At 70.8% G+C, this 25,282-nt stretch carries 24 protein-coding genes; 11 read left to right on the top strand and 13 right to left on the bottom strand.

What is annotated here, in order from left to right; all coding sequences use genetic code 11:
• Positions 1 to 86 precede the first annotated feature (86 nt).
• Positions 87 to 1,517 carry a DHA2 family efflux MFS transporter permease subunit gene (locus MD221_RS00120; RefSeq protein WP_242106827.1) on the bottom strand — a complete coding sequence of 477 codons (1,431 nt, stop codon included), beginning with the start codon at positions 1,515 to 1,517 and terminating at the stop codon, positions 87 to 89.
• Between the two features lie 15 nt (positions 1,518 to 1,532).
• Entirely contained in the window at positions 1,533 to 1,937 is a 405-nt protein-coding gene (locus MD221_RS00115) for an RNA-binding S4 domain-containing protein (protein ID WP_242106826.1), read from the bottom strand.
• A gap of 275 nt (positions 1,938 to 2,212) precedes the next feature.
• Here MD221_RS00115 and MD221_RS00110 point away from each other — a divergent pair, with 275 nt between their 5' ends.
• Positions 2,213 to 3,691: an MATE family efflux transporter gene (locus MD221_RS00110; RefSeq protein WP_242106825.1), complete on the top strand. Its 1,479-nt coding sequence runs from the start codon at positions 2,213 to 2,215 to the stop codon at positions 3,689 to 3,691.
• 8 nt (positions 3,692 to 3,699) lie between these two features.
• On the opposite strand, the gene MD221_RS00105 is transcribed toward MD221_RS00110, so the two are convergent.
• From MD221_RS00105 to ffh, 9 genes are all read right to left on the bottom strand, one after another.
• Complete coding sequence (locus tag MD221_RS00105) at positions 3,700 to 4,116, bottom strand: RidA family protein (RefSeq protein WP_242106824.1); 417 nt, start codon at positions 4,114 to 4,116, stop codon at positions 3,700 to 3,702.
• A 125-nt stretch (positions 4,117 to 4,241) separates the two neighbouring features.
• On the bottom strand, positions 4,242 to 4,634 hold the full coding sequence (locus MD221_RS00100; RefSeq protein WP_242106823.1) for a GFA family protein: 393 nt from the start codon (positions 4,632 to 4,634) through the stop codon (positions 4,242 to 4,244).
• Between the two features lie 131 nt (positions 4,635 to 4,765).
• The gene (gene rplS, locus MD221_RS00095; protein WP_242106821.1) at positions 4,766 to 5,170 is read right to left on the bottom strand and encodes a 50S ribosomal protein L19; all 405 of its coding nucleotides are present in this window, start codon (positions 5,168 to 5,170) and stop codon (positions 4,766 to 4,768) included.
• A 208-nt stretch (positions 5,171 to 5,378) separates the two neighbouring features.
• The gene (trmD, locus tag MD221_RS00090; protein WP_242106819.1) at positions 5,379 to 6,116 is read right to left on the bottom strand and encodes a tRNA (guanosine(37)-N1)-methyltransferase TrmD; all 738 of its coding nucleotides are present in this window, start codon (positions 6,114 to 6,116) and stop codon (positions 5,379 to 5,381) included.
• 108 nt (positions 6,117 to 6,224) lie between these two features.
• Positions 6,225 to 6,725, bottom strand: coding sequence for a ribosome maturation factor RimM (gene rimM, locus MD221_RS00085; protein ID WP_242106817.1), 501 nt, complete (start codon positions 6,723 to 6,725; stop codon positions 6,225 to 6,227).
• A 130-nt stretch (positions 6,726 to 6,855) separates the two neighbouring features.
• The gene (gene rpsP, locus MD221_RS00080) at positions 6,856 to 7,128 is read right to left on the bottom strand and encodes a 30S ribosomal protein S16 (RefSeq protein ID WP_242106815.1); all 273 of its coding nucleotides are present in this window, start codon (positions 7,126 to 7,128) and stop codon (positions 6,856 to 6,858) included.
• Between the two features lie 99 nt (positions 7,129 to 7,227).
• Positions 7,228 to 8,025 (bottom strand): aminotransferase class IV family protein, encoded by a 798-nt coding sequence (locus MD221_RS00075; protein WP_242106813.1) that lies wholly within the window; start codon positions 8,023 to 8,025, stop codon positions 7,228 to 7,230.
• The gene (locus tag MD221_RS00070; protein ID WP_242106810.1) at positions 8,022 to 9,095 is read right to left on the bottom strand and encodes an NAD(P)H-dependent flavin oxidoreductase; all 1,074 of its coding nucleotides are present in this window, start codon (positions 9,093 to 9,095) and stop codon (positions 8,022 to 8,024) included. Before MD221_RS00070 ends, MD221_RS00075 begins: the two co-directional genes overlap by 4 nt.
• Positions 9,096 to 9,127: 32 nt before the next feature.
• The gene (ffh, locus tag MD221_RS00065) at positions 9,128 to 10,489 is read right to left on the bottom strand and encodes a signal recognition particle protein (RefSeq protein ID WP_242106808.1); all 1,362 of its coding nucleotides are present in this window, start codon (positions 10,487 to 10,489) and stop codon (positions 9,128 to 9,130) included.
• A 99-nt stretch (positions 10,490 to 10,588) separates the two neighbouring features.
• On the opposite strand from ffh, the gene MD221_RS00060 reads away from it, so the two are divergent.
• The 9 genes from MD221_RS00060 to MD221_RS00020 all read left to right on the top strand — a co-directional run bounded on the left by MD221_RS00060 (position 10,589) and on the right by MD221_RS00020 (position 19,950).
• On the top strand, positions 10,589 to 10,993 hold the full coding sequence (locus MD221_RS00060; protein WP_242106805.1) for a ketosteroid isomerase-related protein: 405 nt from the start codon (positions 10,589 to 10,591) through the stop codon (positions 10,991 to 10,993).
• 7 nt (positions 10,994 to 11,000) lie between these two features.
• A complete protein-coding gene (locus MD221_RS00055) occupies positions 11,001 to 11,615 on the top strand; it encodes a GNAT family N-acetyltransferase (RefSeq protein ID WP_242106804.1) in 615 nt (204 codons plus the stop codon).
• Entirely contained in the window at positions 11,612 to 12,493 is an 882-nt protein-coding gene (locus MD221_RS00050; RefSeq protein WP_242106802.1) for a carbon-nitrogen hydrolase family protein, read from the top strand. The genes MD221_RS00055 and MD221_RS00050 overlap by 4 nt, the downstream gene beginning before the upstream one ends.
• A gap of 130 nt (positions 12,494 to 12,623) precedes the next feature.
• The gene (locus tag MD221_RS00045) at positions 12,624 to 13,412 is read left to right on the top strand and encodes a cytochrome C assembly family protein (protein ID WP_242106799.1); all 789 of its coding nucleotides are present in this window, start codon (positions 12,624 to 12,626) and stop codon (positions 13,410 to 13,412) included.
• Between the two features lie 113 nt (positions 13,413 to 13,525).
• Positions 13,526 to 14,989 (top strand): MBL fold metallo-hydrolase, encoded by a 1,464-nt coding sequence (locus MD221_RS00040; protein ID WP_242106797.1) that lies wholly within the window; start codon positions 13,526 to 13,528, stop codon positions 14,987 to 14,989.
• Positions 14,990 to 15,192: 203 nt separating this feature from the next.
• Positions 15,193 to 15,564, top strand: a complete 372-nt coding sequence (locus tag MD221_RS00035; protein WP_242106796.1) for a MarR family winged helix-turn-helix transcriptional regulator — start codon at positions 15,193 to 15,195, stop codon at positions 15,562 to 15,564.
• A 3-nt stretch (positions 15,565 to 15,567) separates the two neighbouring features.
• The gene (locus MD221_RS00030; RefSeq protein WP_242106795.1) at positions 15,568 to 17,070 is read left to right on the top strand and encodes an efflux transporter outer membrane subunit; all 1,503 of its coding nucleotides are present in this window, start codon (positions 15,568 to 15,570) and stop codon (positions 17,068 to 17,070) included.
• Positions 17,067 to 18,263: an HlyD/EmrA/EmrK family protein gene (locus tag MD221_RS00025; protein ID WP_242106794.1), complete on the top strand. Its 1,197-nt coding sequence runs from the start codon at positions 17,067 to 17,069 to the stop codon at positions 18,261 to 18,263. Before MD221_RS00030 ends, MD221_RS00025 begins: the two co-directional genes overlap by 4 nt.
• 130 nt (positions 18,264 to 18,393) lie before the next feature.
• Complete coding sequence (locus MD221_RS00020; protein ID WP_242106793.1) at positions 18,394 to 19,950, top strand: DHA2 family efflux MFS transporter permease subunit; 1,557 nt, start codon at positions 18,394 to 18,396, stop codon at positions 19,948 to 19,950.
• 84 nt (positions 19,951 to 20,034) lie between these two features.
• Here the strand turns inward: MD221_RS00020 and MD221_RS00015 are convergent, their stop codons facing one another.
• The gene (locus tag MD221_RS00015) at positions 20,035 to 22,437 is read right to left on the bottom strand and encodes a Tle-like phospholipase domain-containing protein (RefSeq protein ID WP_242106792.1); all 2,403 of its coding nucleotides are present in this window, start codon (positions 22,435 to 22,437) and stop codon (positions 20,035 to 20,037) included.
• A gap of 102 nt (positions 22,438 to 22,539) precedes the next feature.
• On the opposite strand from MD221_RS00015, the gene MD221_RS00010 reads away from it, so the two are divergent.
• Positions 22,540 to 23,472 (top strand): ankyrin repeat domain-containing protein, encoded by a 933-nt coding sequence (locus tag MD221_RS00010; RefSeq protein ID WP_242106791.1) that lies wholly within the window; start codon positions 22,540 to 22,542, stop codon positions 23,470 to 23,472.
• 113 nt (positions 23,473 to 23,585) lie between these two features.
• On the opposite strand, the gene radA is transcribed toward MD221_RS00010, so the two are convergent.
• Positions 23,586 to 24,983 carry a DNA repair protein RadA gene (gene radA, locus MD221_RS00005; protein ID WP_242106790.1) on the bottom strand — a complete coding sequence of 466 codons (1,398 nt, stop codon included), beginning with the start codon at positions 24,981 to 24,983 and terminating at the stop codon, positions 23,586 to 23,588.
• Positions 24,984 to 25,282 lie beyond the last annotated feature (299 nt).

The following is a 25,282-nucleotide window of genomic DNA, read 5'->3' as shown; positions in this document are numbered from 1 at the left end:
CCTCCCCGTCCGCGGGAGCTTCGCGCCGCGCCGATCGCGCGGCACGAGGGGTCGAGCGAGGGCCCGGCCTGCCAATATCCCCTCGCTCACGTCGCCGGCCGCTGCTCCACCTTCGGCTCGGCGATCTCCTTGCCGACCCGCGCCCGCCCGGACATCTCCGCGCCGGCATCGCGCGGCAGCCGCCACATCATCCACGCCGAGCTTGCCGAGATCAGCCCGACCACGGCGAAGGCGACGTAGAAGTTGTGCACGTCGGTCGCCGGCCGCTGCCCGATCAGCCCGGCGAACTCCAGCACGTAGCCGCCCACCGCCACGCCCATGCTCAGCGAGAGCTGCTGCATCATCCCCGACAGGCTGCTGGCCTGGCCCATCCGCTTCGCATCCACGTCCGCGAAGCTGATCGCGTTCAAGCTGGTGAACTGCAGCGAGCGGAAGCAGCCGCTGACCAGCAGCGTCGCCACGATGTAGGCATGCGGCGTGTCCGGCCGGAACAGTCCGAAGCCGCACAGCATCAGCGAGGCGATCACGGCATTGGCGACCAGCACCCTGCGGAAGCCGAAGCGGCGCAGCACGCTCGCGGCGATGGTCTTCATGAACATCGCGCCCAGCGCGGAGACGAAGGTGAGCAAGCCCGACTGCACCGCGCTCAGGCCGAAACCGAGCTGCAGCATCAACGGCAGCAGGAACGGGGTCGCGCCGATGCCGATGCGGAACAGCGAGCCGCCGAGCACGCCGGCGCGGTAGGTCGGCAGGCGGAACAGGCCGAGATCGAGCAAGGGATGCGCATGCCGCCGCGCATGCCAGACGTAAGCGGCCAGCGCGCCGACGCCGACCACCAGCGCGCCCACCGACAGCGGCAGCGACACCAGGTGCCGGCCCAGCGTGGAGAAACCGAACATCGCCAGTCCCAGCCCCAGCCCGGTCAGCAGGAAGCCGGTCCAGTCCAGCGGCGGCGCCGCTTCGCGGATGTCGGGAATGAAGCGCCTGGCCAGGACGATGCCGAGGATGCCCATCGGGATGTTGATCAGGAAGATCCAGCGCCAGTCGAAATAGGTGGTGATGAAGCCGCCCAGCGGCGGCCCGATCACCGGCCCGACCAGCGCCGGGATGGTAAGCCAGCTCAGGGCCTGCACCAGTTCGCTCTTGGGCACGGTGCGCAGCAGCACCAGGCGCCCCACCGGTACCATCATCGCCCCGCCCATGCCCTGCACGAAGCGCGCCGCCACCAGCGTCTCCAGCGAACCGCTGGCCGCGCAGCCGACCGAGCCGAGCAGGAACACGCCGATCGCGGCCATGAAGGTCGGCCGCGCGCCGAAGCGGTCGGCCACCCAGCCGCTGATCGGAATGAACACCGCCAGCGCCAGCAGGTAGGTGGTCAGCGCCAGCTTCAGCGCGATCGGATCGGTCGCCAGATCGCGCGCGATTTCCGGCAGCGACGTCGAGATGACCGTCGAATCCATGTTCTCGATGAACAGCGCGCAGGCAACGATCAGCGGCAGCAGGCGTCCCTGCCTCATGCGTGTCCGCCCCGCTCAGGCCGCATCGATATCGCCCAGCGCACGGATCAGCCGCCGCGCGCGCTTGTCCGGCTTGGTGTCCGGCGGCTGGTAGCCCGCGCGGGCAGCGCGCAATTCGGCGCGCCGGTTCTCGCGCTCGGCGCGCGAGGCCTCCGACTCCCGGTACAGCGCCTGCGCCCGGCTGGCGGGGCCGCGCGCATCGCTCAACCCCAGCACCTCGACGACGAACGTCTCCTCGCCGCGCGCGATGCGCAGCGCATCGCCCGGGCGCACGCCGCGCGAGGGCTTGGCGCGCTGTCCGCCCACCTCGATCTTGCCGGTTTCGATCGCCTGCTTGGCCAGGCTGCGGGTCTTGAAGAAGCGCGCGGCCCAGAGCCAGACGTCGAGCCTGACTTCGGAGGCGCCCGAAGCGTCTTCCATGGTCGTTCCGCGTTGGGAGGATTCCACTGCGATGGCATAGTGTAGCGCCGCCGGCATCGCCTCTCCGCGAAGTCGCTGTCCCGATCCTGACTGGAAGGACGCGCAAGGAAAGGCATTCGGAAAGAGGCCGCCGAATGGCGCACCGGCAGCAATGAAAAAGCGCTCGGCTTTTCTTCCCCGTTGCGAACATTATCCATCAATCCAGGTTAATCGCCACCCACATGCCGCGCGGCCGGCGCGGAAAACCCGCGATTCGCTCTGGCATCATGCCGCCGATGAAAGCTCCCCGCGATCTTACCCAGGGCCCGATCGGCTCCACCCTGTTCCTGTTCGCGCTGCCGATCCTGGCCGGGAACGTGCTGCAATCGCTCAACGGCTCGGTCAACGCCGTCTGGGTCGGGCGCTTTCTCGGCGAACAGGCGCTCACCGCGACGGCCAACGCCAACAACATCATGTTCTTCCTGATCGGCGCGATCTTCGGCGTCGGCATGGCCGCCACCATCCTGGTCGGCCAGGCGATGGGCGCCAGGGACCCGGCCCAGGCCAAGCGCGTGATCGGCACCAGCGCCACCTTCTTCCTCGGCGTCTCGATCGCGGTGGCGCTGATCGGCATGCCGCTGGCGCGCCACGTCCTGGTCTGGATGCACACGCCGCGCGATGCGCTGCCGCTGGCCGAGGACTACCTGCGCATCGTCTTCCTGGCCACGCCGCTCCTGTACATGTTCGCCTTCCTCTCGGCAATCCTGCGCGGCGCCGGCGACACGCGGACGCCGTTCGCGTTCCTGCTGCTGGTCGTGCTGCTGGACATCGTGTTCAACCCGCTGCTGATCTTCGGCATCGGCCCATTCCCGGAACTGGGCATCGCGGGCTCGGCCACCGCCACCCTGATCGCGAACGCCGTGAGCCTGGCGGCGATGATCCTGTGGCTGCGCCATCGCCGGCATCCGCTGTGGATCAGCCGCCACGAGAAGGCCGTCTACGTGCCCGACCGCGCGATCCTGCGCGCGCTGATCGTCAAGGGCGTGCCGATGGGCGTGCAGATGATCCTGATCTCGCTGTCGATGATCATGATGATCAGCATGGTCAACGGCTACGGCGTCGACACCACCTCCGCCTACGGGGCGGCGCTGCAGCTGTGGACCTACGTGCAGATGCCGGCCATGGCGATCGGCGCGGCATGCTCGTCGATGGCCGCGCAGAACGTCGGCGCGCGGCAATGGGGGCGCGTCAACGCCACCGCGCGCACCGGCATCGCGTTCAATTTCCTGCTCACCGGCGTGCTGATCCTGCCGATCGTGCTGTTCGACCATGCCACGCTGTCGCTGTTCCTGCCCGAGGCCAGCGGCGCGCTGGCCAACGCGCGCCACCTCAACCACATCGCGGTCTGGTCCTTCCTGTTCTTCGGCGTGACCTTCGTGGTCTCGGGCGTAGTGCGCGCCACCGGTGCGGTGCTGCCGCCGCTGCTGATCCTGGCCGGGGCACTGTGGGGCATCCGCGTGCCGTTCGCGCTGCTGCTGCAGCCGTACCTGGGCGCCGACGCGATCTGGTGGAGCTTCCCGGTCAGCTCGATCTGCTCGATGCTGATGGCGCTGGCCTACTACAAGTGGGGCGGCTGGCGGCAGGCGCGCATGCTGGCGCCGGCCGGCGACCGGATGGCGACGCCCTCGGAAGTGCCGGCGCAGCCGCCTTCGCCCGTCGCCGACCCCGCGCCGCGGATCGAGGCATCCGGCGGGCGGACCGGAACATCCGCGTAGCGAATGTCCTATCGGGCGGCGTCGTTTTCCGGTTGCGAAGCAACCACGCAATCGGCCTCGATCTCGACCAGCCATTCCGGGTCGATGAAGCGCCCCACCTGCACGAAGGTGCAGGCCGGGCGGATCGAGCCGAACAGTTCGCCGTGCGCGCGCGCCGCCTCGCGCCAACGCTCGATGTCGGTCAGCATGATGCGGGTGCGGACCACCTGGGAAAGGTCGCCCCCGGCCTCCTCGATGGCGCGCGCGGCGATCTCCAGGCACAACCTGGTCTGGGCATACACATCGCCCGGATGGGCGGCGCGCCCGTCGGCACCGATGGGCGCGGTCCCCGCCACGGCCAGGTGGGAACCGACGCGCACGGCGCGGCTGAAACCGATCTCGGGTTCCAGAGGAGAACCGGACGACACGAGCTGGCGCGTTTTCATGCGTTGATCGCCTTCGGGTACGAGGGCGCACGATACCGGCATTGCATGGCGCCTGCTCGGCGCGCAAGACCAAGCCGGCGCGTCTGCGCGCGCCTTCTCCCGCCAGGGGATTGGCGGCGGACGGCCTATTCCTCGAACCGGCCCGAGGCGTCGCGGTCGCGCTCGTACCGTTTCGCGAGCGCAAACGCCGGCAGCCAGGATTCGCGGCGGACGGTCCAGCTTTCATAGGTCGGCCGCAGCTGGTCGGGCGCATCCAGGGAGCCGAGGTTCACCTCGACTTCGTCGCCCGTGCGCGCGAACACGGACGAACCGCAGCGCGGGCAGAAGAACCGTCCGGCGTAGTCGCGCGTCTCGCCCTCGATCGCGACCGCATCCTGGGGAAAGATCGCGGAGGCCTGGAAGAGCGCGCCATGATGCTTGCGGCAGTCCAGGCAATGGCAAAGCCCGACCCGGTACGGGCGTCCCGAGGCCACGATGCGCACGCCGCCGCACAGGCAACCGCCGGTAAATCGTTCCATGCCGCGTCTCCTTTTTTGGATCGTGTCGTCTTGGATCGTGTCGTCTTGAGTCGAACCGTCATGGATCGTATCGCCGCAAACGCGAAAGGCCGCCTCGCGGCGGCCTTCCGGGCGGACAGCTTGCGTGCCGATTACTCGGCGGCGGCAGCGGCGGCGGCCTTCGCCTTGGCGTGGGCGGCCAGGTCTTCCTTGATGCGCGCCTTCTTGCCTTCCAGGCCGCGCAGATAGTACAGCTTGCCCGAGCGCACGTCGCCGCGGCGCTTGACCTGCACCGAATCGATGGCGGCGCTGTGGGTCTGGAAGACGCGCTCGACGCCGTAGCCGTGCGAGATCTTGCGCACGGTGAAGGCGGAGTTGAGGCCCGCGTTCTTCTTGCCGATCACCACGCCTTCGTAGGCCTGCACGCGTTCGCGGTTGCCTTCCTTCACCTTGACGTTGACGACGACGGTATCGCCGGGACCGAAGTCCGGGAGCTTGCGCTGCACCTGTTCGGTTTCGAAGTTCTGCAGCAGCGTGTGGATCGATGGCTTGTTCATGGCACGAGTCCGGGTTGTATTTGCCTGTTGTTATCGAAGTCCGTCTGCCGGGGGCAGGCGGCGGTTGTTGCGCGAGTGCACGTGGACCCGCGTCATGGCTTGGGTGGAACGAAGCCGCGAATTATAACGGCATTTTTCTTTATGCGGCAAGCAGTTACCGCATCTTTCCAAGGCCCTGGCGGCGAATCCCCCCTTGCCCCGCGCCCGTTCAGCCGGTTTCGGCCTTGTAGGCCTCCAGCAACCGGCGGTCGGCCGGCGACAGGCCGGCCTCGTCCAGCAGGTCCGGCCGCCGGGCCCAGGTCCGGCCCAGGGCCTGCTGGCGGCGCCAGCGGGCGATCTGGGCGTGGTTGCCGGACAGCAGCACTTCCGGGACCGCCCCCAGCGCGTGCTCCACCGGCCGGGTGTAGTGCGGGCAGTCCAGTAGGCCGTCCTCGAAGCTGTCCTGGGCGGCCGATTCGGCATCGCTCAGGGCGCCCTCCTGCAGCCGGGCCACGGCATCCACCACCACCGCCGCGGCCAGCTCGCCGCCGGACAGCACGTAGTCGCCGATCGACACCTCCTCGTCCACCTCGGCCGCGACCAGGCGCTCGTCGACGCCCTCGTAGCGGCCGCACAGCAGCAGCAGCCGCTCGCGCGCGGCCAGTTCGCGGACCTTGGCCTGGGTCAGCGGCCGGCCCTGCGGGCTGAGGTAGATCGTCGCCACCGGGCGCGGGTCGGCCGCGCGCGCGGCCTGCAGGGCGGCGCGCAGCGGGTCGATCAGCATTACCATGCCGGGGCCTCCGCCGAAGGGGCGGTCGTCGACGCGCCGGTAGTTGCCCTCGGCGTGATCGCGCGGGTTCCAGCCGTGCAGGCTCAGCAGCCCCCGCTCCTGCGCACGCCCGACCACGCCGTGGCCGGCGAGCTGGGCGACGAATTCGGGGAACAGGCTGACGAGATCGATGCGCATGGAAGCCGGGTTCGGGGATGGAGGACGCGATGGCGGCTCCCGTCGTCGCCGACGAAAGCCGGACCCCATTGTGCTTGATCCATTGCGCCGGTGCGGCGCCGCCCGGCCTCAGAAATCCGCGTCCCAGTCCACCGTCACCACGCCGGCCTCGAAGTCCACCGAGACCACGTAGTCCGGTTCGACGAAGGGAATCATGCGTTCGCGCTCGCCGCGCGCGACCAGGACGTCGTTCACGCCGGTGGAGAACAGGTGCGAGACCGTGCCGAAATCGGCGCCCTCGCTGTTCACCACCCGCAGTCCTTCCAGGTCGACCCAGTAGTACTCGCCGGGCTTGGGCGGCGGCAGCGCCGAGCGCGGCACCCAGACCTCGGTGCCGCGCAGCGCCTCGGCCGTGTCGCGGTCTTCCACGCCGGGAAAGGTCGCGACCAGTCCCTTGGCGGTCTCGCGTCCGCGCGCGTCAGCCAGCGCACGCTCGCGCCCCTGCGCGTCGCGCAGGGTCCAGGGCTGGTAGCGGAAGATGGCCCGCTGCGGCTCGGTGAAGGACTCGAGCTTGAGCTCGCCGCGCACGCCGAACGCGCCGTGGATCTTGCCCATCAGGATCATGCCCATACAAGCATCCTGTTCAACGAGGCATCGTGCTCATCGGAGCATCACGTCGATCGGAACGGGCCCGACAGCGGCGGGCACGTCGCGGAATCCAGCGATGGACGGGCAGCCGCGCCGGGCGCGGCCGCGGGCGTCAGGCTGCCGCTGCGGGAGCGGCTGCGGCGGCCTTGGCCGCTTCCTTGTAGAGGTTGCGGACCTTGTCGGTCAGCTGGGCGCCCTGCCCGACCCAATGGTCGACGCGGGCGATGTCCAGCACGACGCGCTGTTCGTTGCCGGCGGCGACGGGGTTGTAGTAACCCACGCGCTCGATGTTGCGGCCGTCGCGCGCGCTGCGCTGGTCGGTGACGATGATGTGGTAGAACGGGCGCTTCTTGGCGCCGCCACGGGTGAGGCGAATTTTGACCATGAGAGGAGCTTTCCTGTGTTGCCCAGTCGCCAGGACGGCGAGGTAAGCCAGAAAGTATAAGGCATTCAGCCGGTTATGGGGAACCGCCGGCCCGCCGGTTCAGACAGGTTCCCAGGGCTGCGTCGCCAGGGCCCGCGCCAGGCGCTCGGGCAGCCCCGCCCCGCCCTCGAAGGCGACCCCGTCGACGGCCGCCAGCGGATGGATCCCCCGGGAATAGCTGGCGAACGCCGCTTGGAACCCTGGCAGATCGCCCAGGCCGATCTCCCTGCGGACCTGCGCCACGCCCGTCTCCCGCAGGCCGGCCTCCAGCAACTGCTGCATGATGCCGTGCAGCGCCGGGGCCTGCGGCCAGACCACGCGGGCACCGTCCCAGAAGCCGACGTTCCAGATCGAGCCCTCGCTGATCCGCCCCGCCGCATCGACGAACAGGGCGTCGTCGTAGCCGGCCAGCCGCGCCTGGCGCCGGAAATGGAACAGCGGCAGGGTCCCCGCATGCTTGATGTGCGGCAGCGTGCGCTCGTGGCGGTAGCTCTTCACCCGCAGCGGCGCGCCGCCGGCCGTCGACGGCGGCGCCAGGGCGATCAGTACGTCCAGGCCGATCGCACGCGCCGGATCGTCGATGTCGAACTCGCGGGAGAACACGGTGATCCGGACCGAGCAGTCGCCCATGCCGGCGGCGGCCAGCGCATGGCGCAGCTCGGCCACGATGCGTCCGGCCTCCAGCTCGGCGCCGAAGAGCTCGCGCGTGGCCGCCTGCAGCCGCGCCAGATGGGCATGCAGCCCCTGCGCCGCGCCGCCGCGCACCTGCATGACGGTGAAGTGGCCGTAGTTGCGCAGCGCCAGGGCGCGCAGATCCTCGCTCGTGGCCGGCAGGCCGTTGCAGAACATCGCCGTCATGCGCCCAGCAAGGCCTCGGCTTCGTCCCACCACTGCGCCAGGCATTGCGCGGCCGGCAGCGCGGGCGCCAGCCATGCCGACTGCCCGGCCCAGGCCTGCATGCGCGAAACGTCGTCCGCCCGCGTGGCGGCCTCGCGCATCGCGGCGGTCAGCCCGCGCTGCACCGGGTAGGCGGCCGGCGGCGGCGCATTCCCGGCCGCGGCCGCGCGTACGTAATCGGTGGCCAGCGAACGGCCCAGCCGCCCGGAGAAGGCGCGCGTGGGCCAGGTGTCGTGCGGTTCGGCGGCGGCGATGGCGTCGGCCCAGCTCGACGGGATCGCCGCCTCCGGCGTGCGCAGCAAGCCGGTCCCGATCTGCACCGCGCTGGCCCCCAGCGCCAGCGCCGCGGCCACGCCGCGGCCGTCGGCGATGCCGCCGGCGGCGATCACCGGCACGCGCAGCCGATCGGCCAGGCGCGGCAGCAGCGCGAACAGTCCGGTGGCCTGGTGCTCGGCGTCGGCGGCGTCGAAGGCGCCGCGATGGCCGCCGGCCTCGAAGCCCTGCGCGACGATGGCGTCGGCACCGGCGGCCTCGGCGCGCATGGCTTCCTCCAGGGTGGTCGCGCACGCGAACCAGGCGATGCCCGCCTTCCTGGCGCGCGCGGCGACATCGGCGGGAAACACGCCCATGATTGAGGACATCGCGGCGGGGCGCGCCTCCAGGATCGCCTCGCATTGCGCCGCGAAGTCCTGCAGCCGCGCATCGCCCGCGTCCTCGGCGACCGCCGGCCCCCACGCGCCGAGGAAGGCGCGCATCGCGGCTTCGGCCGCGGCGTCGCGCCGCGGCGCGGGATCGGGAATCCAGAGGTTGATCTGGCAGGGTCCCGCGCTGCGCGCGCGAAACTCCCGCATCCAGGCCGCGATCTGCGCCGGCGCCATCGGCAGCGCGCCCAGCGCGCCCATGCCGCCGGCGTCGGCGACGGCCGCCGACAGCGCGACCGGGCTCGTCCCGGCCATCGGCCCCAGCAGCAGCGGCACGCGCACGCCGAAGCGGGCGCAGAAATCGGCGGCTCGGGCGCGCGGCGAAGGCATGGCTCGGACTTGCCGGATCGCGGCCGGCGCGCTCAGCGGAACGGCATCCCGCCGCCCATCATCCCGCGCATGCCGCGCAGCATGCCCTTCATGCCGCCGCGGCCGAGCTTGCCCATCACCTTTTCCATCTGCATGTACTGCTTCATCAGGCGGTTGACGTCGGCCGGGGTGGTGCCCGAGCCCTGTGCGATGCGCGCGCGGCGCGAACCGTTGAGCAGCGCCGGGTTGCGGCGCTCCTTCTTGGTCATGGAATTGATGATCGCGATCAGGCGCGGCACTTCCTTGCCGGTGACCTGGTTCTTCACCGCCTCGGGAATCTGTCCCATGCCCGGCAGCTTGTCCATCAGGCCGGTGATGCCGCCCATGTTCTGCATCTGCTCGAGCTGGTCGCGCATGTCGTTCAAGTCGAACTTCTTGCCCTTGGCCACCTTCTCGGCGAGCTTCTGCGCCTTGTCCTTGTCGACCTGCTGCTCGACCTGCTCCACCAGCGAGAGCACGTCGCCCATGTCCAGGATGCGGCTGGCGACGCGGTCGGGATGGAACACGTCCAGGCCGTCGGGCTTCTCGCCCACGCCGATGAACTTGATCGGCCGCCCGGTGACGTAGCGCACCGAGAGCGCGGCGCCGCCGCGGGCGTCGCCGTCGGTCTTGGTGAGCACCACGCCGGTCAGCGGCAACGCCTCGGCGAAGGCCTTGGCGGTGTTGGCCGCGTCCTGGCCGGTCATCGCATCGACCACGAACAGGGTCTCGACCGGCTTGACCGCGGCGTGCAGCGCCTTGATCTCGGCCATCATCGCCTCGTCGATGGCCAGGCGACCGGCGGTGTCGACGATCAGCACGTCGGCGAAGGACTTCCTGGCGTCGTCGATCGCGGCACGGACGATGGCCTCGGGCTTCTGCTCGGCGCTGGACGGGAAGAACAGCACGTCCACCTGCTCGGCCAGCGTCTTCAGCTGCTCGATCGCGGCCGGCCGGTAGACGTCGGCCGACACCACCATCACCTTCTTCTTGCGCTTTTCGCGCAGGTGCTTGGCCAGCTTGGCGACCGTGGTGGTCTTGCCCGCGCCCTGCAGGCCGGCCATCAGGATCACCGCCGGCGCCGGCACGTTCAGGTTCAGGTCGCTGGCCGCCGATCCCATCACCGCGGTCAGCTCGTCGCGCACCACCTTGATCAGGGCCTGGCCGGGCGTGAGGCTCTTGAGCACCTCCTGCCCCACCGCGCGCACCTTGATGCGCTCGATCAGCGCCTGCACCACCGGCAGCGCCACGTCGGCCTCCAGCAGGGCGATGCGCACCTCGCGCGTGGCCTCGCGGATGTTGTCCTCGGTGAGCCGGCCGCGGCCGCGCAGGCGTTCGATGGTGCCGGACAGGCGCTGGGTAAGGGATTCGAACATATATCGTCGCAATGAGAGGCAAACTCGCAAAAGTATAGCTGCACAGGCTCAATGACCGCCGCGGTGTATACTCCCCCCCACTATTTACCGAGAGCTGCCGTGAGCGCCACCGCCGAGTTGATCCACCGCTATTACCAGGCCTTCAACCGCGCCGACTGGGAGGCGATGCTCGCCTGCCTGACCGAAGACGTGGCCCACGACCTCAACCAGGGCGAGCGCCAGGTCGGCATCGATGCGTTCCGCGCCTTCCTCGCCCGCATGGACCGCAGCTACGCCGAGCAGTTGCGCGACATCGTGGTGATGGTGTCCGAGGACGGCGCGCGCGCGGGCGCCGAGTACGTGGTGCACGGCACCTACAAGGTCGGCGACGAGGGGCTGCCGCCGGCGCATGGGCAGCGCTACGTGCTGCCGGGCGGCGCCTTCTTCGAGATCCGCGACGGCAAGATCGCCCGCGTCACCAACTACTACAACCTGCAGGACTGGATCGCGCAGATCTCGGCATAATCGCCGCATGAGCGTTTCCGCCGCGCCGCGCATCGACCGCTTCCGAGGCTCCGAGGTCGCCGGGCACCTGGGCGCGGTGGCGCGGCTGCGCATCGCCGTCTTCCGCGACTACCCGTACCTGTACGACGGCGACCCCGCCTACGAGGAGCGCTATCTGGCGACGTATGCGCAGTCGCCGGACAGCCTGTTCGTGCTGGCCTTCGACGGCGGGCGGGTCGTCGGCGCTTCCACGGGGGTCCCGTTGGCGCATGAGGGCGAAACGTTCCGGCAGCCGTTTCTCGCGCGCGGCATGTCCGCCGAGGACGTGTTCTATTTCGGCGAATCCGTGCTGCTGCCCGAATACCGCGGCCTGGGCGTCGGGCATTGCTTTTTCGACGAACGCGAGGCGCATGCGCGCGCGCTCGGCCGTTTCCGCCACGCCGCCTTCGCCGCCGTGGACCGCGCCGCGGACGATCCGCGCCGGCCGTCCGGGCATCGCGACAACGACGCCTTCTGGCAGGCGCGCGGCTACCGGCGCCAGCACGGCATGACCATGCGCCTGGCCTGGCGCGAGATCGGCGAGGAAGGCGAAAGCGAAAAACCGCTGACCTTCTGGCTGCGCGCGCTGGAGGCCGCGCCATGAGAGTCTCCGTCGCCAAGTATCCGATCCAGGCGCCCCGCGACTTCGACGCGTTCGCCGCCACGCAGGCGCGACTGCTGGAAGAGGCCGCGGCGAACGGCGCGCGCGTGGCGATCCTGCCCGAGTACCTGGCGCTGGAACTGGGCGCGACCTTCGACGCGCGCACGCGTGGCGACTTCCGCGCCTCGCTGGCGGCGCTGCAGCCGCTGCATGCGCGCTGGATGACACTGTTCTCCGGCCTGGCGCAGCGCCTGCGCTTGCACGTGCAGGCCGGCAGCTTCCTGCTGGAGGCCGGCGAGGGCCGCTACCGCAACCGCGCCTACTGGTTCGCGCCGGGGGGCGGTCACGCCTTCCAGGACAAGCTGCAGCTCACCGGCTTCGAGAAGCAGGCAGGCGTGATCGAAGGCGGCGACGCGCTGAAGGTATTCGACGTCGGCGGCATGCGCGCCGGCATCGCGGTCTGCTACGACAGCGAATTCCCGCTGCCGGTGCGCGCGCAGTGCGAGGCCGGCGCGCGGCTGATCGCCGTACCCAGCTGCACCGACACCGAGGCCGGGGCCACCCGCGTGCGCGTGGGTTGCCTGGCGCGCGCGCTGGAGAATCGCTGCTTCATCGCCCAGGCGGTGACCGCCGGCGTCGCCGAGTGGAGCCCGGCGCTGGACGCCAATACCGGCGAGGCGACGGTCTACGCGCCGATGGATCGCGGCCTGCCCGACGACGGCGTGCTGGCGCGCACGCGCGGCGACGCGGTCTGGGCCTATGCCGATCTCGATTTCGCCGCGCTGGATGCCTCGCGCGCCCGGGCGCAGGTGGCCAACGACCGCGACTGGCCGGGACAGCTGCGGCCGGCGCTGCGCGGCGCCCGGGTCGAGACCCTCTGACCGCACGCGGCAAGCAGCCCGCCGAAGGCGACGACACCGACGGGGGCCGCGGTTCGGTGCCCAGGAGAGGACTCGAACTTTCGCGGCATCGCCAGTTCCCGTGCCCGATGGCGTGTGCGACACTGACCAGATGACAATCGTTCTCATCGCCGTCGTGGCCTACCTGCTCGCGGCGCTGCTGCTGGTGCGCGGCGTCGCCCGCGGCGGCGAGCGGCGCTCGCGCCTGTGGCTGCTGCCGGCGTTGGCGGCGCTGGCCGCGCACGGCGCGTTCCACCTGCTGGCCTGGCGCCAGGCCGGCGGCACCGACATGCATTTCTTCTCGGCGCTGTCGCTGGTCACCCTGGGCATGTCGCTGCTGACCCTGCTCGTGGGCACGCGCGGCGGCACCGCCGCGCTGGGCGTGGTGGTCTTCCCGATCGCCGCCGCGATGCTGGCCGGCTACGCCTGGTACGGGCACCACCCGGCCGAGGGCCTGGACTGGCGGCTGCAGCTGCATGCCTGGTGCGCCCTGCTCGCCTACGCCACGCTGGCGATCGCGGCGCTGCTGGCGATCATGCTCTGGGCGCAGGAACGCGCGCTGCGCCGGCGCGAATTCCACGGCTGGCTGCGTGCGCTGCCGCCGCTGACCGAGCTGGAGATGCTGCTGTTCCGCACCATCGCGGTCGGCTTCGTGCTGCTCACCGCGACGCTGCTCACCGGCCTGCTGTTCGTGCAGGACCTGTTCGCCCAGCACCTGATCCACAAGACCGTGCTCAGCGTGCTGTCGTGGCTGGCCTTCGGCGCCCTGCTGTTCGGGCGCTGGCGCTACGGCTGGCGCGGCGCGCTGGCGGTGCGCTGGACCCTGGCCGCGATGGCGCTGCTGGTGCTGGCCTTCTTCGGCAGCAAGTTCGTGCTCGAACTGGTCCTGCGTCGCATCTGAAAGCGACCGGCGGCACGCACGCCCATCACTTTCCGCACGTGCGCGGCGCGCCGCGGCCATGCAGCATCCGGCCTTTCCTTTCGGACAGGGCTCGACGCCCAGGGGCAGCGATCATGCGCAGCAGGATTCTCACGGTCGCCGGACCCATGCTGGCGATCGTCGGATTGTTCGGGGCGGCGGCGTTCGACGGCGCAGCCTCGGCCGCGGATGGCGCGCCCGCGCCCGCCGAAGCGGCGCTCGCGCAGGCCAAGCGACAGCTCGCCCTGCCGCCCGGCACGACGGCGATGGAACTGCGCATGCGCGGCAGCACCTACCGGCCCGAGCAGGCGCGCGAAGCGACGGCCGCCTTCGCCGAGGTCGCCGCCGAGCAGACCGTGGTGCTGGCCGACGAGGGGCGCTTCCGGCTGCGCACGCGCTCGCGCTATCCGGGCGGGATCGTGTTCGGGTTCCTGGGGGTCGGCTCGCCCGCGGGCTCGGCCACCATCGACGAGCTGCAATGGCGCGACGGCGTCGAGATCGAACGCGAGGATGCGGCCTCCGCGCGCGGGGACTACGCCGACCTGCTGTTCCTGTCGCCGGCGCTGCTGCTGCGCGACGCCTTGGCGCGCAATCCCGTCGCGCGGGCCGCCTCCGGCCCGGACGCGGCGCGGCGCATCGAATTGCGCTACCAGGACGCCGTCGATCATCCCGTCGTCCTGGTCCTGGATGCCGACTCCGGCCGCATCGAGTCGGCCACCTCGGGCAAACGCCGCTACGTCTACGCGCGGTACCGGCAGCAGGGGCAGCTGCTGCAGCCGGCCCATGTCACCGTCTATAACGGCGAGGCAGTGGCCGCGCGCTGGAACGAAGTCAGCGCGCATGCCCTGCCGGCACCCGCGGCCGATGCCTTCCGCCTCCCCGAGGGCTACCGCGAACGCGCCGATCGCGGGCCGCTGCGCGCCACCGACCTCGGCAACGGCGCCTACCGCATCGACGGCGCGCCTTCGGGCTACCACACCGGCTTCGTCGCGGGCGAACGCGCGGTGGCCGTCTTCGACGCTTCCATCGACGCGGAGGAAGCCGGACAGGTCAAGGCGATGATCGAGAAGACCGTGCCCGGCCGGCGCATCGCCTATGTCGTGGTCTCGCATCCGCACGGCGACCACGTGGCCGGATTGCCCGCCTACCTCAAGGACGGCGTCGAGGTCGTGACCGGCGTCGGCGCGGGCGCGGCGCTGCGGCGCCAGCTCGGCGCGGCGGCCCCGCGCAAGCTGCGCGAAGTGAAGGATGTCGCCGAGCTCGACCTGGGCGGGCGCACGCTTCAGGTCCGCGCCCTGGCGAGCAGCCACGCCTCGAGCATGCTGGTGGCCTATGCGCCCGCCTCGCGTACCCTGTTCCAGGGCGATCTGTTCTATCTGCCCGAGGTCGGCCCGACCCCGGCCGCCTTCGAGGGCGCCGGTGAACTGGCGGCACTGATCGCCGGCCCGCCGGCCTTGCCGGTCGACCGCATCGTCGGCGTCCACGGGCGTTCAGGCGACATCGGGGACCTCCGGCAAAGTATCCGGCTGCGCCAGGAGGGCGAAAAACCCGGCAAATAGCCGATGGGCGGCCGGGAGCCCGCCGGAAGCACCTGCTGCAACGCGGCATTCCGTTGCTGAAACAATATTTGCATTGACAAATATTGCGCAGAGCAGCAACATGCCGCGCCATGAACGCCGCCGGCTCCCCCGCGACCCCCGCCCATTCGGGCTCGACCCTCGGCCTGCTGATCCGCCAATTGCGCGACGGGATCTGGGCCCGGATGGAGCACGAACTGGCCCTGGCCGGTCACGACCTGACCTTCAGCCAGTACGTGACCATCAAGAAACTGGCGATCGGCGCGACCAGCGTGACCGAGCTGGCGCGCAGCGCCGAGCTCAACCCGGGCGCGATGACCCGGCTGCTGGACAAGCTCGAGACCAAACGGCTGGTCACCCGCACCGCCGATCCGGCCGACCGCCGCGCCCTGCACATCTACCTCACCGACGCCGGGGTGAGGATCTGGCGCGATATCGAGAAGTGCGGCGAGCGGGTGCGCGAGCACGCGCTCACCGGCCTATCCGACGACGAGCGCGCGCGCCTGATCCATCTGCTCGAGCGCGTGCGCGACAACCTCTCCCCCACGGGTGATTGAACGATGCCCAAGATTGCTTCCACCTCCCCCCGTTCCGCCCTCGCCGCGGCGCTGCTCCTGAGCGGAGCGCTGCTGGCCGGCTGCGCCAGCACCCACGGGCTCGCCCCGGAGGGCAAGCTGACCCAGGCCGACGAACTGGCGACCTCGCGCAGCCTGGATGGGTTCCGCTTCACCGATGCGGCCTTCCCCACCCGCGACTGGTGGACCGCGCTCGGCGATCCGCAGCTCGACGCCCTGATCGGCGAAGCGCTCAAGGACAGCCCGTCGCTGGCCGCCGCCGACGCGCGCCTGCGCCAGGCGCAGGCGCAGGTCCAGCTCGCCAATGCCGAACGCAAGCCCACGCTGGGCGGCAGCGCGCAGTACTCGGGCGTGCAGCTGCCGGAGACCCTGGCCCCGCCGCCGATCGGCGGCGAGTACATGGGCAGCACCGTGCTGATGCTCAACTTCAAGTGGCCGCTGGACCTGTGGGGCGGCAAGCGCGCGCAGTACGAGGCCGAGGTCGGCCTGGCGCGCGCCGCGCAGATCGACGCGCAGGCCGCGCGGCTGACGCTGTCCTCCAACGTCGCGCGCGCCTACATCTCGCTGGCGCAGGCCTTCGACGCGCTCGACGTCGCCCAGCGCGAGGACAAGCGCGCCTCACACCTGTTCGACCTGAGCCAGCAGCGCGTGAAGGCCGGCCTCGACAACCAGTTGCAGCTGCGCCAGGCCGAAAGCACCATCGCCTCGGCCAGGCAGCAGGCGCAGGCCGCGCAGCAGCAGATCGACGCGCTGCGCAACGGCCTGGCCGCGCTGCTCGGCAAGGGCCCCGATCGCGGCCTCGACATCGCGCGCCCGCAATTGCTGGACGCGCCCACGCCGGCCGTGCCGCAGGTGCTGCCCAGCGAGCTGCTCGGCCACCGCGCCGACGTGGTCGCCGCGCGCTGGCGCGTGGAAGCGGCCAGCCGCGGTATCGATGCCGCCAAGGCTTCCTTCAAGCCCAGCATCAATCTCAACGCGATCGTCGGCCTGGCCTCCTCGGGCCTGTCCGACCTGTTCGGCAGCGACGCCCTGCTCGGCCTAGGCGGCCCCGCCATCAGCCTGCCGATCTTCGACGGCGGCCGCCTGCGCGGCAACCTGGCCGCGAGCGATGCGCAATACGACCTCGCCGTCGCCAACTACAACCAGGCGCTGGTCGGCGCGCTGCACGAGGTCACCGACGCGGTGCAGAGCGCGCGATCGCTCGACGCGCAGCTCGCCTCCGTCACGCAGGCGCGCGACGCCGCGCAAGCGGCCTGGAAACTGGCCGATACGCGCTACCGCGCCGGCCTCGGCACCCAGCTCGACGTGCTGGGCGCGCAGCGCCCGCTGCTGCAGCTCGACCAGCAACTGACCGCGCTGCGCGCGCCGCGCTACGCCGCCACGGTCGATCTCGACCGCGCGCTCGGCGGCGGTCTCGAACTCGCCGGCCCCGCAGCGGCGGACGCCGACTCCTCCTCCAAAGATCTTGCCAAGGCCTCCACGCCATGACCACCGAACCCAATCCGCAAGCTTCCGCAGCCGCGGCCGCACCGGCCGCGCCGAAGAACGGCAAGCGCCGACGCGCCTTGCTGATCCTGGCCTTCGTCGTGATCGCGGCCGGCCTCGGCTGGCTGGCCTACTACCTGCTGTACGCGCGCTGGTACCAGGACACCGACGACGCCTACGTGCAAGGCAACATCGTCAGCATCGTGCCGCAGACCGCCGGCACGGTGATCAGCATCGACGCCGACGACGGCATGAAGGTCGAAGCCGGCCAGCCGCTGGTGCACCTGGATCCGAACGACGCCCAGGTCGCCTATGACCAGTCCATCGCCAACCTCGCCAACACCGTGCGCCAGGTGCGCGGCCTGTACAGCAGCGTCGACGCCGGACAGGCCGAGCTGCAGGCACGCCAGGTCGCAGTGGAACAGGCGCGCGCGGACGTGAAGCGCCGCGAGGGACTGGTCGCCAGCGGCGCGGTCTCGCGCGAGGAGCTCGCGCATGCCCGCGACATGCTCGCCTCGGCCGAGGCGGCGCTGTCCTCCTCGCGCGGACAGCTCTCGCGCAGCCGCGCCCTGGTCGACGCCACCACCCTCAGCAAGCAGCCGCAGGTCGAGGCCGCCGCCTCGCAGCTGCGCCAGGCCTATCTCAACCTGCAGCGCTCGGCGATCGTCGCCCCGGTCTCCGGCTACGTCGCCAAGCGCCAGGTGCAGCTTGGCCAGCGCGTGCAGCCCGGCGCCACGCTGATGACGATCGTGCCGCTCGAGCAGGTCTGGGTCGAAGCCAACTTCAAGGAAACCCAGCTCGGCAACATGCGCCTGGGCCAGCCGGTGGAGCTGCACGCCGACCTCTACGGCGACGACGTGAAGTACGACGGCAAGGTCGCCAGCCTGGGCCTCGGCACCGGCTCGGCGTTCTCGCTGCTGCCGGCGCAGAACGCCAGCGGCAACTGGATCAAGATCGTGCAGCGCGTGCCGGTGCGCATCGAGATCGATCCCAGGCAGCTGGCCGAGCATCCGCTGCGCATCGGCCTGAGCATGAGCGTGGACGTGTCGGTCCGCGATCAGGACGGCCCGGTGCTCGCCGCCGCCAAGCAGTCGTCGAAGCCGCTGTTCGCCACGCAGGCCTACGCCAAGCAGCTGGCCGACGCCAACGCGCTGATCACCGGCATCATCGAGCAGAACCTGCCCGGCAAGCAGTAGGCGACGTCTCTTCCCGCGCGCGGGGAGAGGCCGGCGCGCCTTCGATCCCGCGCGATGCGAACCGATCGAGGCCCCTGCCCTCCCGCGCAGCGCGCAGAAGACGCCTGACCCCGCAGCCTAGGACTCCCCCATGTCCGCAACAGCCTCCGCCGCCGCACCGCAGGCCGGGTTCCGCCCGCCGAACATGGCGCTGACCACGATCGGTCTGGCGCTGGCCTCGTTCATGCAGGTGCTCGACCTCACCATCGCCAACGTGTCGCTGCCGACCATCGCCGGCAACCTCGGCGCCAGCGCCGACCAGGCGACCTGGGTGGTGACCTCCTTCGCCGTCAGCAACGCCATCGCGCTGCCGCTGACCGGCTACTTCACCCGCCGCTTCGGCGAGCTGAAGCTGTTCGTCTGGGCCACGCTGGCCTTCTCGATCGCCTCGCTGCTGTGCGGCCTGGCCGAGAGCATGGGGATGCTGGTGGCCGCGCGCGCCCTGCAGGGCTTCGTCGCCGGCCCGATGTACCCGGTGACGCAGGCGCTGCTGATCTCGCTGTATCCGCCGCACAAACGCGGCCAGGCCATCGCCTTGCTGGCGATGGTGACGGTGGTGGCGCCGATCGCCGGCCCGATCCTCGGCGGGTGGATCACCGACAACTACAGCTGGGAATGGATCTTCTTCATCAACATTCCCATCGGCATCTTCGCCAGCACCGTGGTGGCCAGCCAGCTGCGCGGCCGCCCGGAAATCCTCGAGAAGCCGAAGATGGACTATGCCGGCCTGATCTCGCTGATCATCGGCGTCGGCGCCCTGCAGACCCTGCTCGACCTCGGCAACGACGACGACTGGTTCAACTCCACCCGCATCGTGGTGCTGGCGATCGTCTCGGTGATCGCGCTGACCTTCTTCGTGATCTGGGAGCTCACCGAGAAGGACCCGATCGTCAACCTGCGCCTGTTCCGCCACCGCAACTTCGCCAGCGGCACGGCGGCGATGGTGGTCGCCTACTCGGCCTTCTTCGCGGTCGGCCTGCTGGTGCCGCTGTGGCTGCAGCGCAACCTCGGCTACACCGCCATCTGGGCCGGCTTCGCCACCGCGCCGCTGGGCATCCTGCCGGTGCTGCTGACGCCGTTGGTGGGCAAGTACGCGATGCGCTTCGACCTGCGCGTCCTCGCCTCGTTCGCGTTCGTGGTGATGGCCGCCACCAGCTTCCTGCGCAGCGCCTTCAACCTCGACGTGGACTTCCAGCACGTCGCCGAGGTGCAGCTGCTGCAGGGCCTGGGCGTGGCGCTGTTCTTCATGCCGGTATTGACCATCCTGCTGTCGGACCTGGAACCGCGCGAAATTGCGGCAGGCTCCGGCCTGGCCACGTTCGTGCGCACCCTGGGCGGCAGCTTCTCGGCCTCGCTCACTACCTGGGCCTGGAACAACCGCACCACCGTCCACCATGCGCAGCTCACCGAACATATCGGCGCCTACGATCCCTCGATGCAGGAGACCGTGGCCGCACTGGGACGCGGCGACCTGCAGCGCGGCGCGATGCTGCTGGACCGCATGATCATCCAGCAGGCCACGCAAATCGGCTTCAACGAGATCTTCCACCTGCTCGGCATCATCTTCCTGGTGGTGATCGCCTTCGTCTGGATTGCCAAGCCGCCGTTCGTGGCCAAGGCCGGCGCGGCGGCAGCCGGCGGGCACTGAGGCGGCGGCGCATGAAAAAAGGGCCGGTTCTTCCGGCCCTTTTTCCTGGCTGCGACGGCAATACATCCGCGCAGGGACCCGCGGTCAGCCCATGCTCGGCGCCGCGCGCCCGCGTTCGGGTTCGGCCATCGCCAGCACCTGCGTTTGCGACTGTTCGTTGCCGCGCGCGGCATCGATCTCGGCCACGCGCCGGCTGCTGTCGGCCAACGGCGTGGTCATCGCCACGGCGGTCTCGACGCTGACGCGGCGATGCCCCGGATCGTCCAGCGCCCCCTGCACCGCGAAGGTGAGCCGGCCGTCGCGGCTGGGCAGGACATGCGAGGCCTGGTCAAGGCCGGAGCGCGCCATCTCCACCGTCAACGCGCCCGCCAGCTGCTCGCTGCGCTGGTCGGACGGGCGGTTGAAGCTCGCGTCCAGCCGGTGCACGCCGTCGCTGGCGCTGCGGAAGGTCGAATGGCGCGGATTGCCCGGATCGTCCAGCAGCGCGGCATGGTCGCCGCGCTGCTGTCCGCGCATGCGCTGCAGCGCCTCGGCCTCCATCTCGCGGGTGCGGAAGTCCATGCTCGGCAGCACCGTCTCGCGCATCAGGTGGCGTTGCACCGCCTCGCCGGCGCCGCCCGGCCCGTTGCCGAAGAAGATGCCGCTTTCCACGATGTTGCGCACGCCTTCGGGCGTGCTCGGGTTGTGCGTGGCGGCCACGCCGACCGCGGTGCCCAACAGCGCGCCGCCGGCCGCGCCCACCGTCGGCGCCATCGCGGTGGTCCGCTGCACGCGCTCGCCGGCGGCGTCGAAAGCGGCGTTCGCGGCCTCGCCGGCACGGTCCGCGCCGCGACGGAAGTCGGCGCCGGCCTCCACGGTGACGCGTTCGATGGCCGCCGCGCCCTGGCCGGCGGTGCTGCGGATGTCCTGCGCCGAGGTGCGCGCGGACGCGAGCTCGGTGCCGGCCTGCCGCATCTGCTCCTGGCAATACAGCGCGGTCTCTTGATCGCGCGCGTCGGCGAGATCGCGCAAGGCCGGCACCCAGCGGCCGGCGCCGCGCAACAGCGCATTGGTGGTGGCATTGCTCCAGCGCGCCGAGACGCACTGCGCCATGTCCACGCCGGCGGCCAGGTCTCCGCCCACCAGCCGCACCTGCGCCGCCACTTCGCCGCCGGCACGCACCTGCATCCCGGCGATCTGCCCGACGGTCTGCGCGCCGGCCTGTCCCACCATGCCGGTGACCTGCAGGCCGGCGCGATGGCCGTCGCCCACCAGATCCAGGCCGCGGCCGGCGAGATCGCCGGTGGCCGCGACGCCCTCGCCGAGCGTGCGTCCCGCGCGCGCGCCGCTCATCGCGGCAGAGGCGACGTCCAGCAGCGGCCTGCCGAACTGCGCCACTTCGCTCAGCGCCATTTCCTGCGGACGGTCCACCAGCCGGTTGTCCTGCCACATCATCGGCGTGAGCAGCGGCTGCGCGTGGCCGGCCGCCACGGGCATGTTGCGCAGGCCCTGCTGTCCGGCCGGACTGGCGAGCTGCGTCACCAGGTCGGCGGCCTCCTGGCGGGCGGTTTCGCTATACGGCAGTTGCTGGCGAAGCTGGCTGTCGAGCAGCTCGCGCGCACCGGGCAGCTGCGCCATCGAGGCGGCCTGGCTGGCCACGTCGTTGAGTTGCTGCCGGCGCGCGGCGTCCATGCGCTGCATGCCGGTCTGCGCGTCGGTCAGCACTTCGCCGGAGACCTGGTACGCGGTCACGGCGCCGCCGGTGTCGTGCAGGCCGACGCCGTGCTGCTGCGCGTAGCGCTGCGCGGTGGCCGGATGCAGCCCGGAAGCGTTGAAGGTGATGGTCGGCGCGCCGGTCACCGCCGCCGCAGCCGAAGCCATGCCGCCGCCGAGGGAGTGGCCGGTGATCTCGAAATTCCTGCCCATGCCGCCAAACTGCAGCGTGCTGGCCACGCCCATCGCCCGGTTGTAATAGTCGGTTTCCAGCCCCAGGCCCTGGCGACCGTTGGTCACCCAATCCTGCGTCTCGGAACGGCGCACCACCGTCTGTCCGTTCTCGTTGGCGACCACCGGCCCGTTGGAGCCCTTGAAGGCCAGCACCGGCCGCGCATCCGTGCCCATCACGGCGGGGTCCGGGATGTAGATTTCTGCGCGGAAGGCCGAATCGCCGGGTTGCAGCATGCTCCTGATGGCATTGTCATCGAGCGTCATGCCGTAGCGCTGGCGCAGCAGCTCGGGATGCTCGCTGGCGCGCAGCCAGCCGACCGGCGGCGCGCCGCGGTGTTCGGCGGCGTCGTAGACGTCGGTGGCCAGCCCGCCGATCTCCCGGGCGTGATACTGCCGCTGCAACCCGTCCGCGCGCTCGGCCAGGCCGGGGTCGCCCTGGACCCTGGCCTGCTCGCGGAACATGCCCACGAACTCGCGTTGCTGCGTCAGCAGCCGCGTCTTCTCCTCCGGAGTTCGCGGCGCCGGCGACCCCACCAGCATGTCCTCGGTCGGTTCCGTCACGGCAGCTCCTTCCCCTGGGCAGCGTCCATTCCAAGCTGCCACCGGGGTGGCGGCCCTGTCAATGGCTGCTACATTGACGCCAGCCGATCAAGGGGATGCGGGATGACAGCCCACCACTTCCAAGCCTTCGCCCTCGCGCTGCTGCTGGGCACCCTGACGGCCTGTTCGGCGCAACCGTCGGCACCGCCCGCTCCCGGCGGCTGGAACGCGGCCCACGACTTCGACGAGCCCGCCCAGCGCCTGATACGTGCGGTCGAAAAGCGGAAAACCGACGAAATCCAGCGACTGGTCCGACAGGAAGGCATCGATCCCGACCGGACCTTCACCGCCAATGGCATGCCGCTGGTGGCATGGCCGGTCCTCGCCCGCGATCCGGAAGGCCTGCGCCTGCTGCTCGAGGCCGGAGCGGACCCCAACGCGCGCCAGTACGCGGCCGACGGCAGGCCACGCAACAATGCCATGGTGCTCGCCGCCAGGGAGGAGGACCCGCGCTACCTGCGCATGCTGCTCGACCACGGCGGCGATCCCAACACGCTCAGCACCAACTACGAACCTCTGACGTACGCCGCCTTCCTGCAAAACCGCTGGCAGAACGTGCAGTTGCTGGTGCAGCGGGGCGCGCACATCGATCGGAGCCTGTCGCGGGACATGTCCGGCACCAATTCCGACGTCAACCTCGGCTTCGACAGCCTGATGAGCTGGTACTCGTCGCTGGGCGATTTCGACAAGGTCTACTGGCTGCTGCAACAGGGCGGCAACCCGGCATTGCGGCTGAACAAACCGCCGGGCAAGCAGTGGGACGCCGATCGCGGACGCATGCCGATCCTGGAATCCATCTTCTGGCTGCCGGTGCAGCCGCGCATGGGCCAGTGGCAGGTCAAGTGCCAGCAATTCGTCCTGGACAAGGGACTGAAACGGCCGCCGATGCCCCAGTTCCTCCGCGAGCGGCGCGCCGACTTCGGCCTGCCGGTCGACGAAAAAGCCGTCCCCGTGCCATCGGCGCAGACGGTGCCCTCGCCCGCGCCTTCACGCTAGGCCGCCCTCCAGCCGTGCCGCGATGCCGGCGCGGCGGACGAAACGCATTTCCCGGCGCGCTCCCGCGAAGCCTTGCGACGCCGATGCGGTCAATCGGCGCCAGCGCGGATGCTTCAACGCGCGGCGTCGATCGCATCCGCCAGGCGCTCCACCGCCACCACTTCCATGCCCTTGTAGCTGCCCGCCTTCGGCGCGTTGGCCTTGGGCACGATCGCGCGCAGGAAACCGTGCGTGGCCGCCTCCTTCAGGCGCTCCTCGCCGTTGGGCACCGGGCGGATCTCGCCGCTCAGGCCGACCTCGCCGAAGGCGATGGTCTTCTCCGCCAGCGGGCGGTCGCGCAGCGAAGAAAGCACCGACAGCAGCACCGGCAGGTCGGCGGCCGTCTCCTGCACGCGGATGCCGCCCACGACGTTGACGAACACGTCCTGGTCGCCGACCGCCACGCCGCCGTGGCGATGCAGCACCGCCAGCAGCATGGCCAGGCGGTTCTGCTCCAGGCCGACCGCGACGCGGCGCGGATTCGACAATGGCGAGGCGTCCACCAGCGCCTGCACTTCCACCAGCAAGGGCCTGGTGCCCTCGCGCGTGACCATCACGCAGCTGCCGGGCTGCGGCCCGTTGCCGCCGGAGAGGAAGATCGCCGAAGGATTGGGCACCTCGCGCAGCCCCTTGTCGCCCATCGCGAACACGCCCAGCTCGTTGACCGCGCCGAAGCGGTTCTTGAAGGCGCGCAGCACGCGGAAGCGGCTGCCGCTGTCGCCCTCGAAATACAGCACGGCATCGACCATGTGCTCGAGCACGCGGGGACCTGCGATGCCGCCCTCCTTGGTGACGTGCCCGACCAGGAACACCGCCGTGCCCGTTTCCTTGGCGTAGCGCACCAGGCGCGCGGCGGATTCGCGCACCTGGCTGACCGACCCGGGCGCGGCGGTCAGCGATTCGGTCCACAGCGTCTGCACGGAATCGGCGACGATCAGTTTGGGACGCAGCGCCGAGGCGTGCTCGAGGATGCGCTCGATGCCGGTTTCGGCCAGCGCGCTCAGCCCGTCGAGCGGCAGGCCGAGCCGTGCCGCGCGGCCGGCGACCTGGGCCAGAGACTCCTCGCCCGTGACATAGAGGCCGGGCAGCACGCCTCCCATCAACGCCAGCGCCTGCAACAGCAGCGTCGACTTGCCGATCCCGGGATCGCCCCCCACCAGCACCACGGCGCCCTCGACCAGGCCGCCGCCGAGCACGCGATCGAACTCGCCGATGCCGGTCGATACCCGCGCTTCCTCGCTGTGGCGCACGTCCTTGAGCGCGGTCACCCGCGGCGCATCGACCTTGCCGGCCCAGCCCGCGCGCCGCGCGGCCGGCGCCTCGCTGGCGCGGCCGAGGGCGACCTCGCTCAGGGAGTTCCAGGCCCCGCATTCGCCGCACTGCCCTTGCCACTTGCTGTACTCGGCGCCGCACTCGCCGCAGACGTAGGCGGTGCGGGTTCTGGCGGCGGATTTCGGCGTGGGCTTGCTCATCGGGGCGACGGATACGGCGACAGGCGCCACTGTAACGGCAAGCCGTCGCTCAGGGCGAGACGCGAGAAACGCCCAGCAGCCACCCCGACGCCCGGAACTGAACGCGCGGCAGCCGGCCGGCTGCGACGGGCGTCGCGAGCGATGCGCATCGGGATCACGAAACGCACATACGCCCGGCCCCGCACGCGCCTCGCGCGCATCGCTGTCATCGTCCACCGCCTACACTCGCCGCTCCCCCAAGCAGGACATCCCCCATGTGCGGCATCGTCGGCGCGATCGCGGATCGCGATGTGGTTCCC

It is taken from the genome of Luteimonas aquatica, assembly GCF_022662575.1.
Classification (GTDB): Bacteria; Pseudomonadota; Gammaproteobacteria; order Xanthomonadales; family Xanthomonadaceae; genus Luteimonas; species Luteimonas aquatica.
The sequence above is the reverse complement of the archived record's forward strand: the minus strand, read 5'-3'. Positions and strand labels throughout refer to the sequence as shown.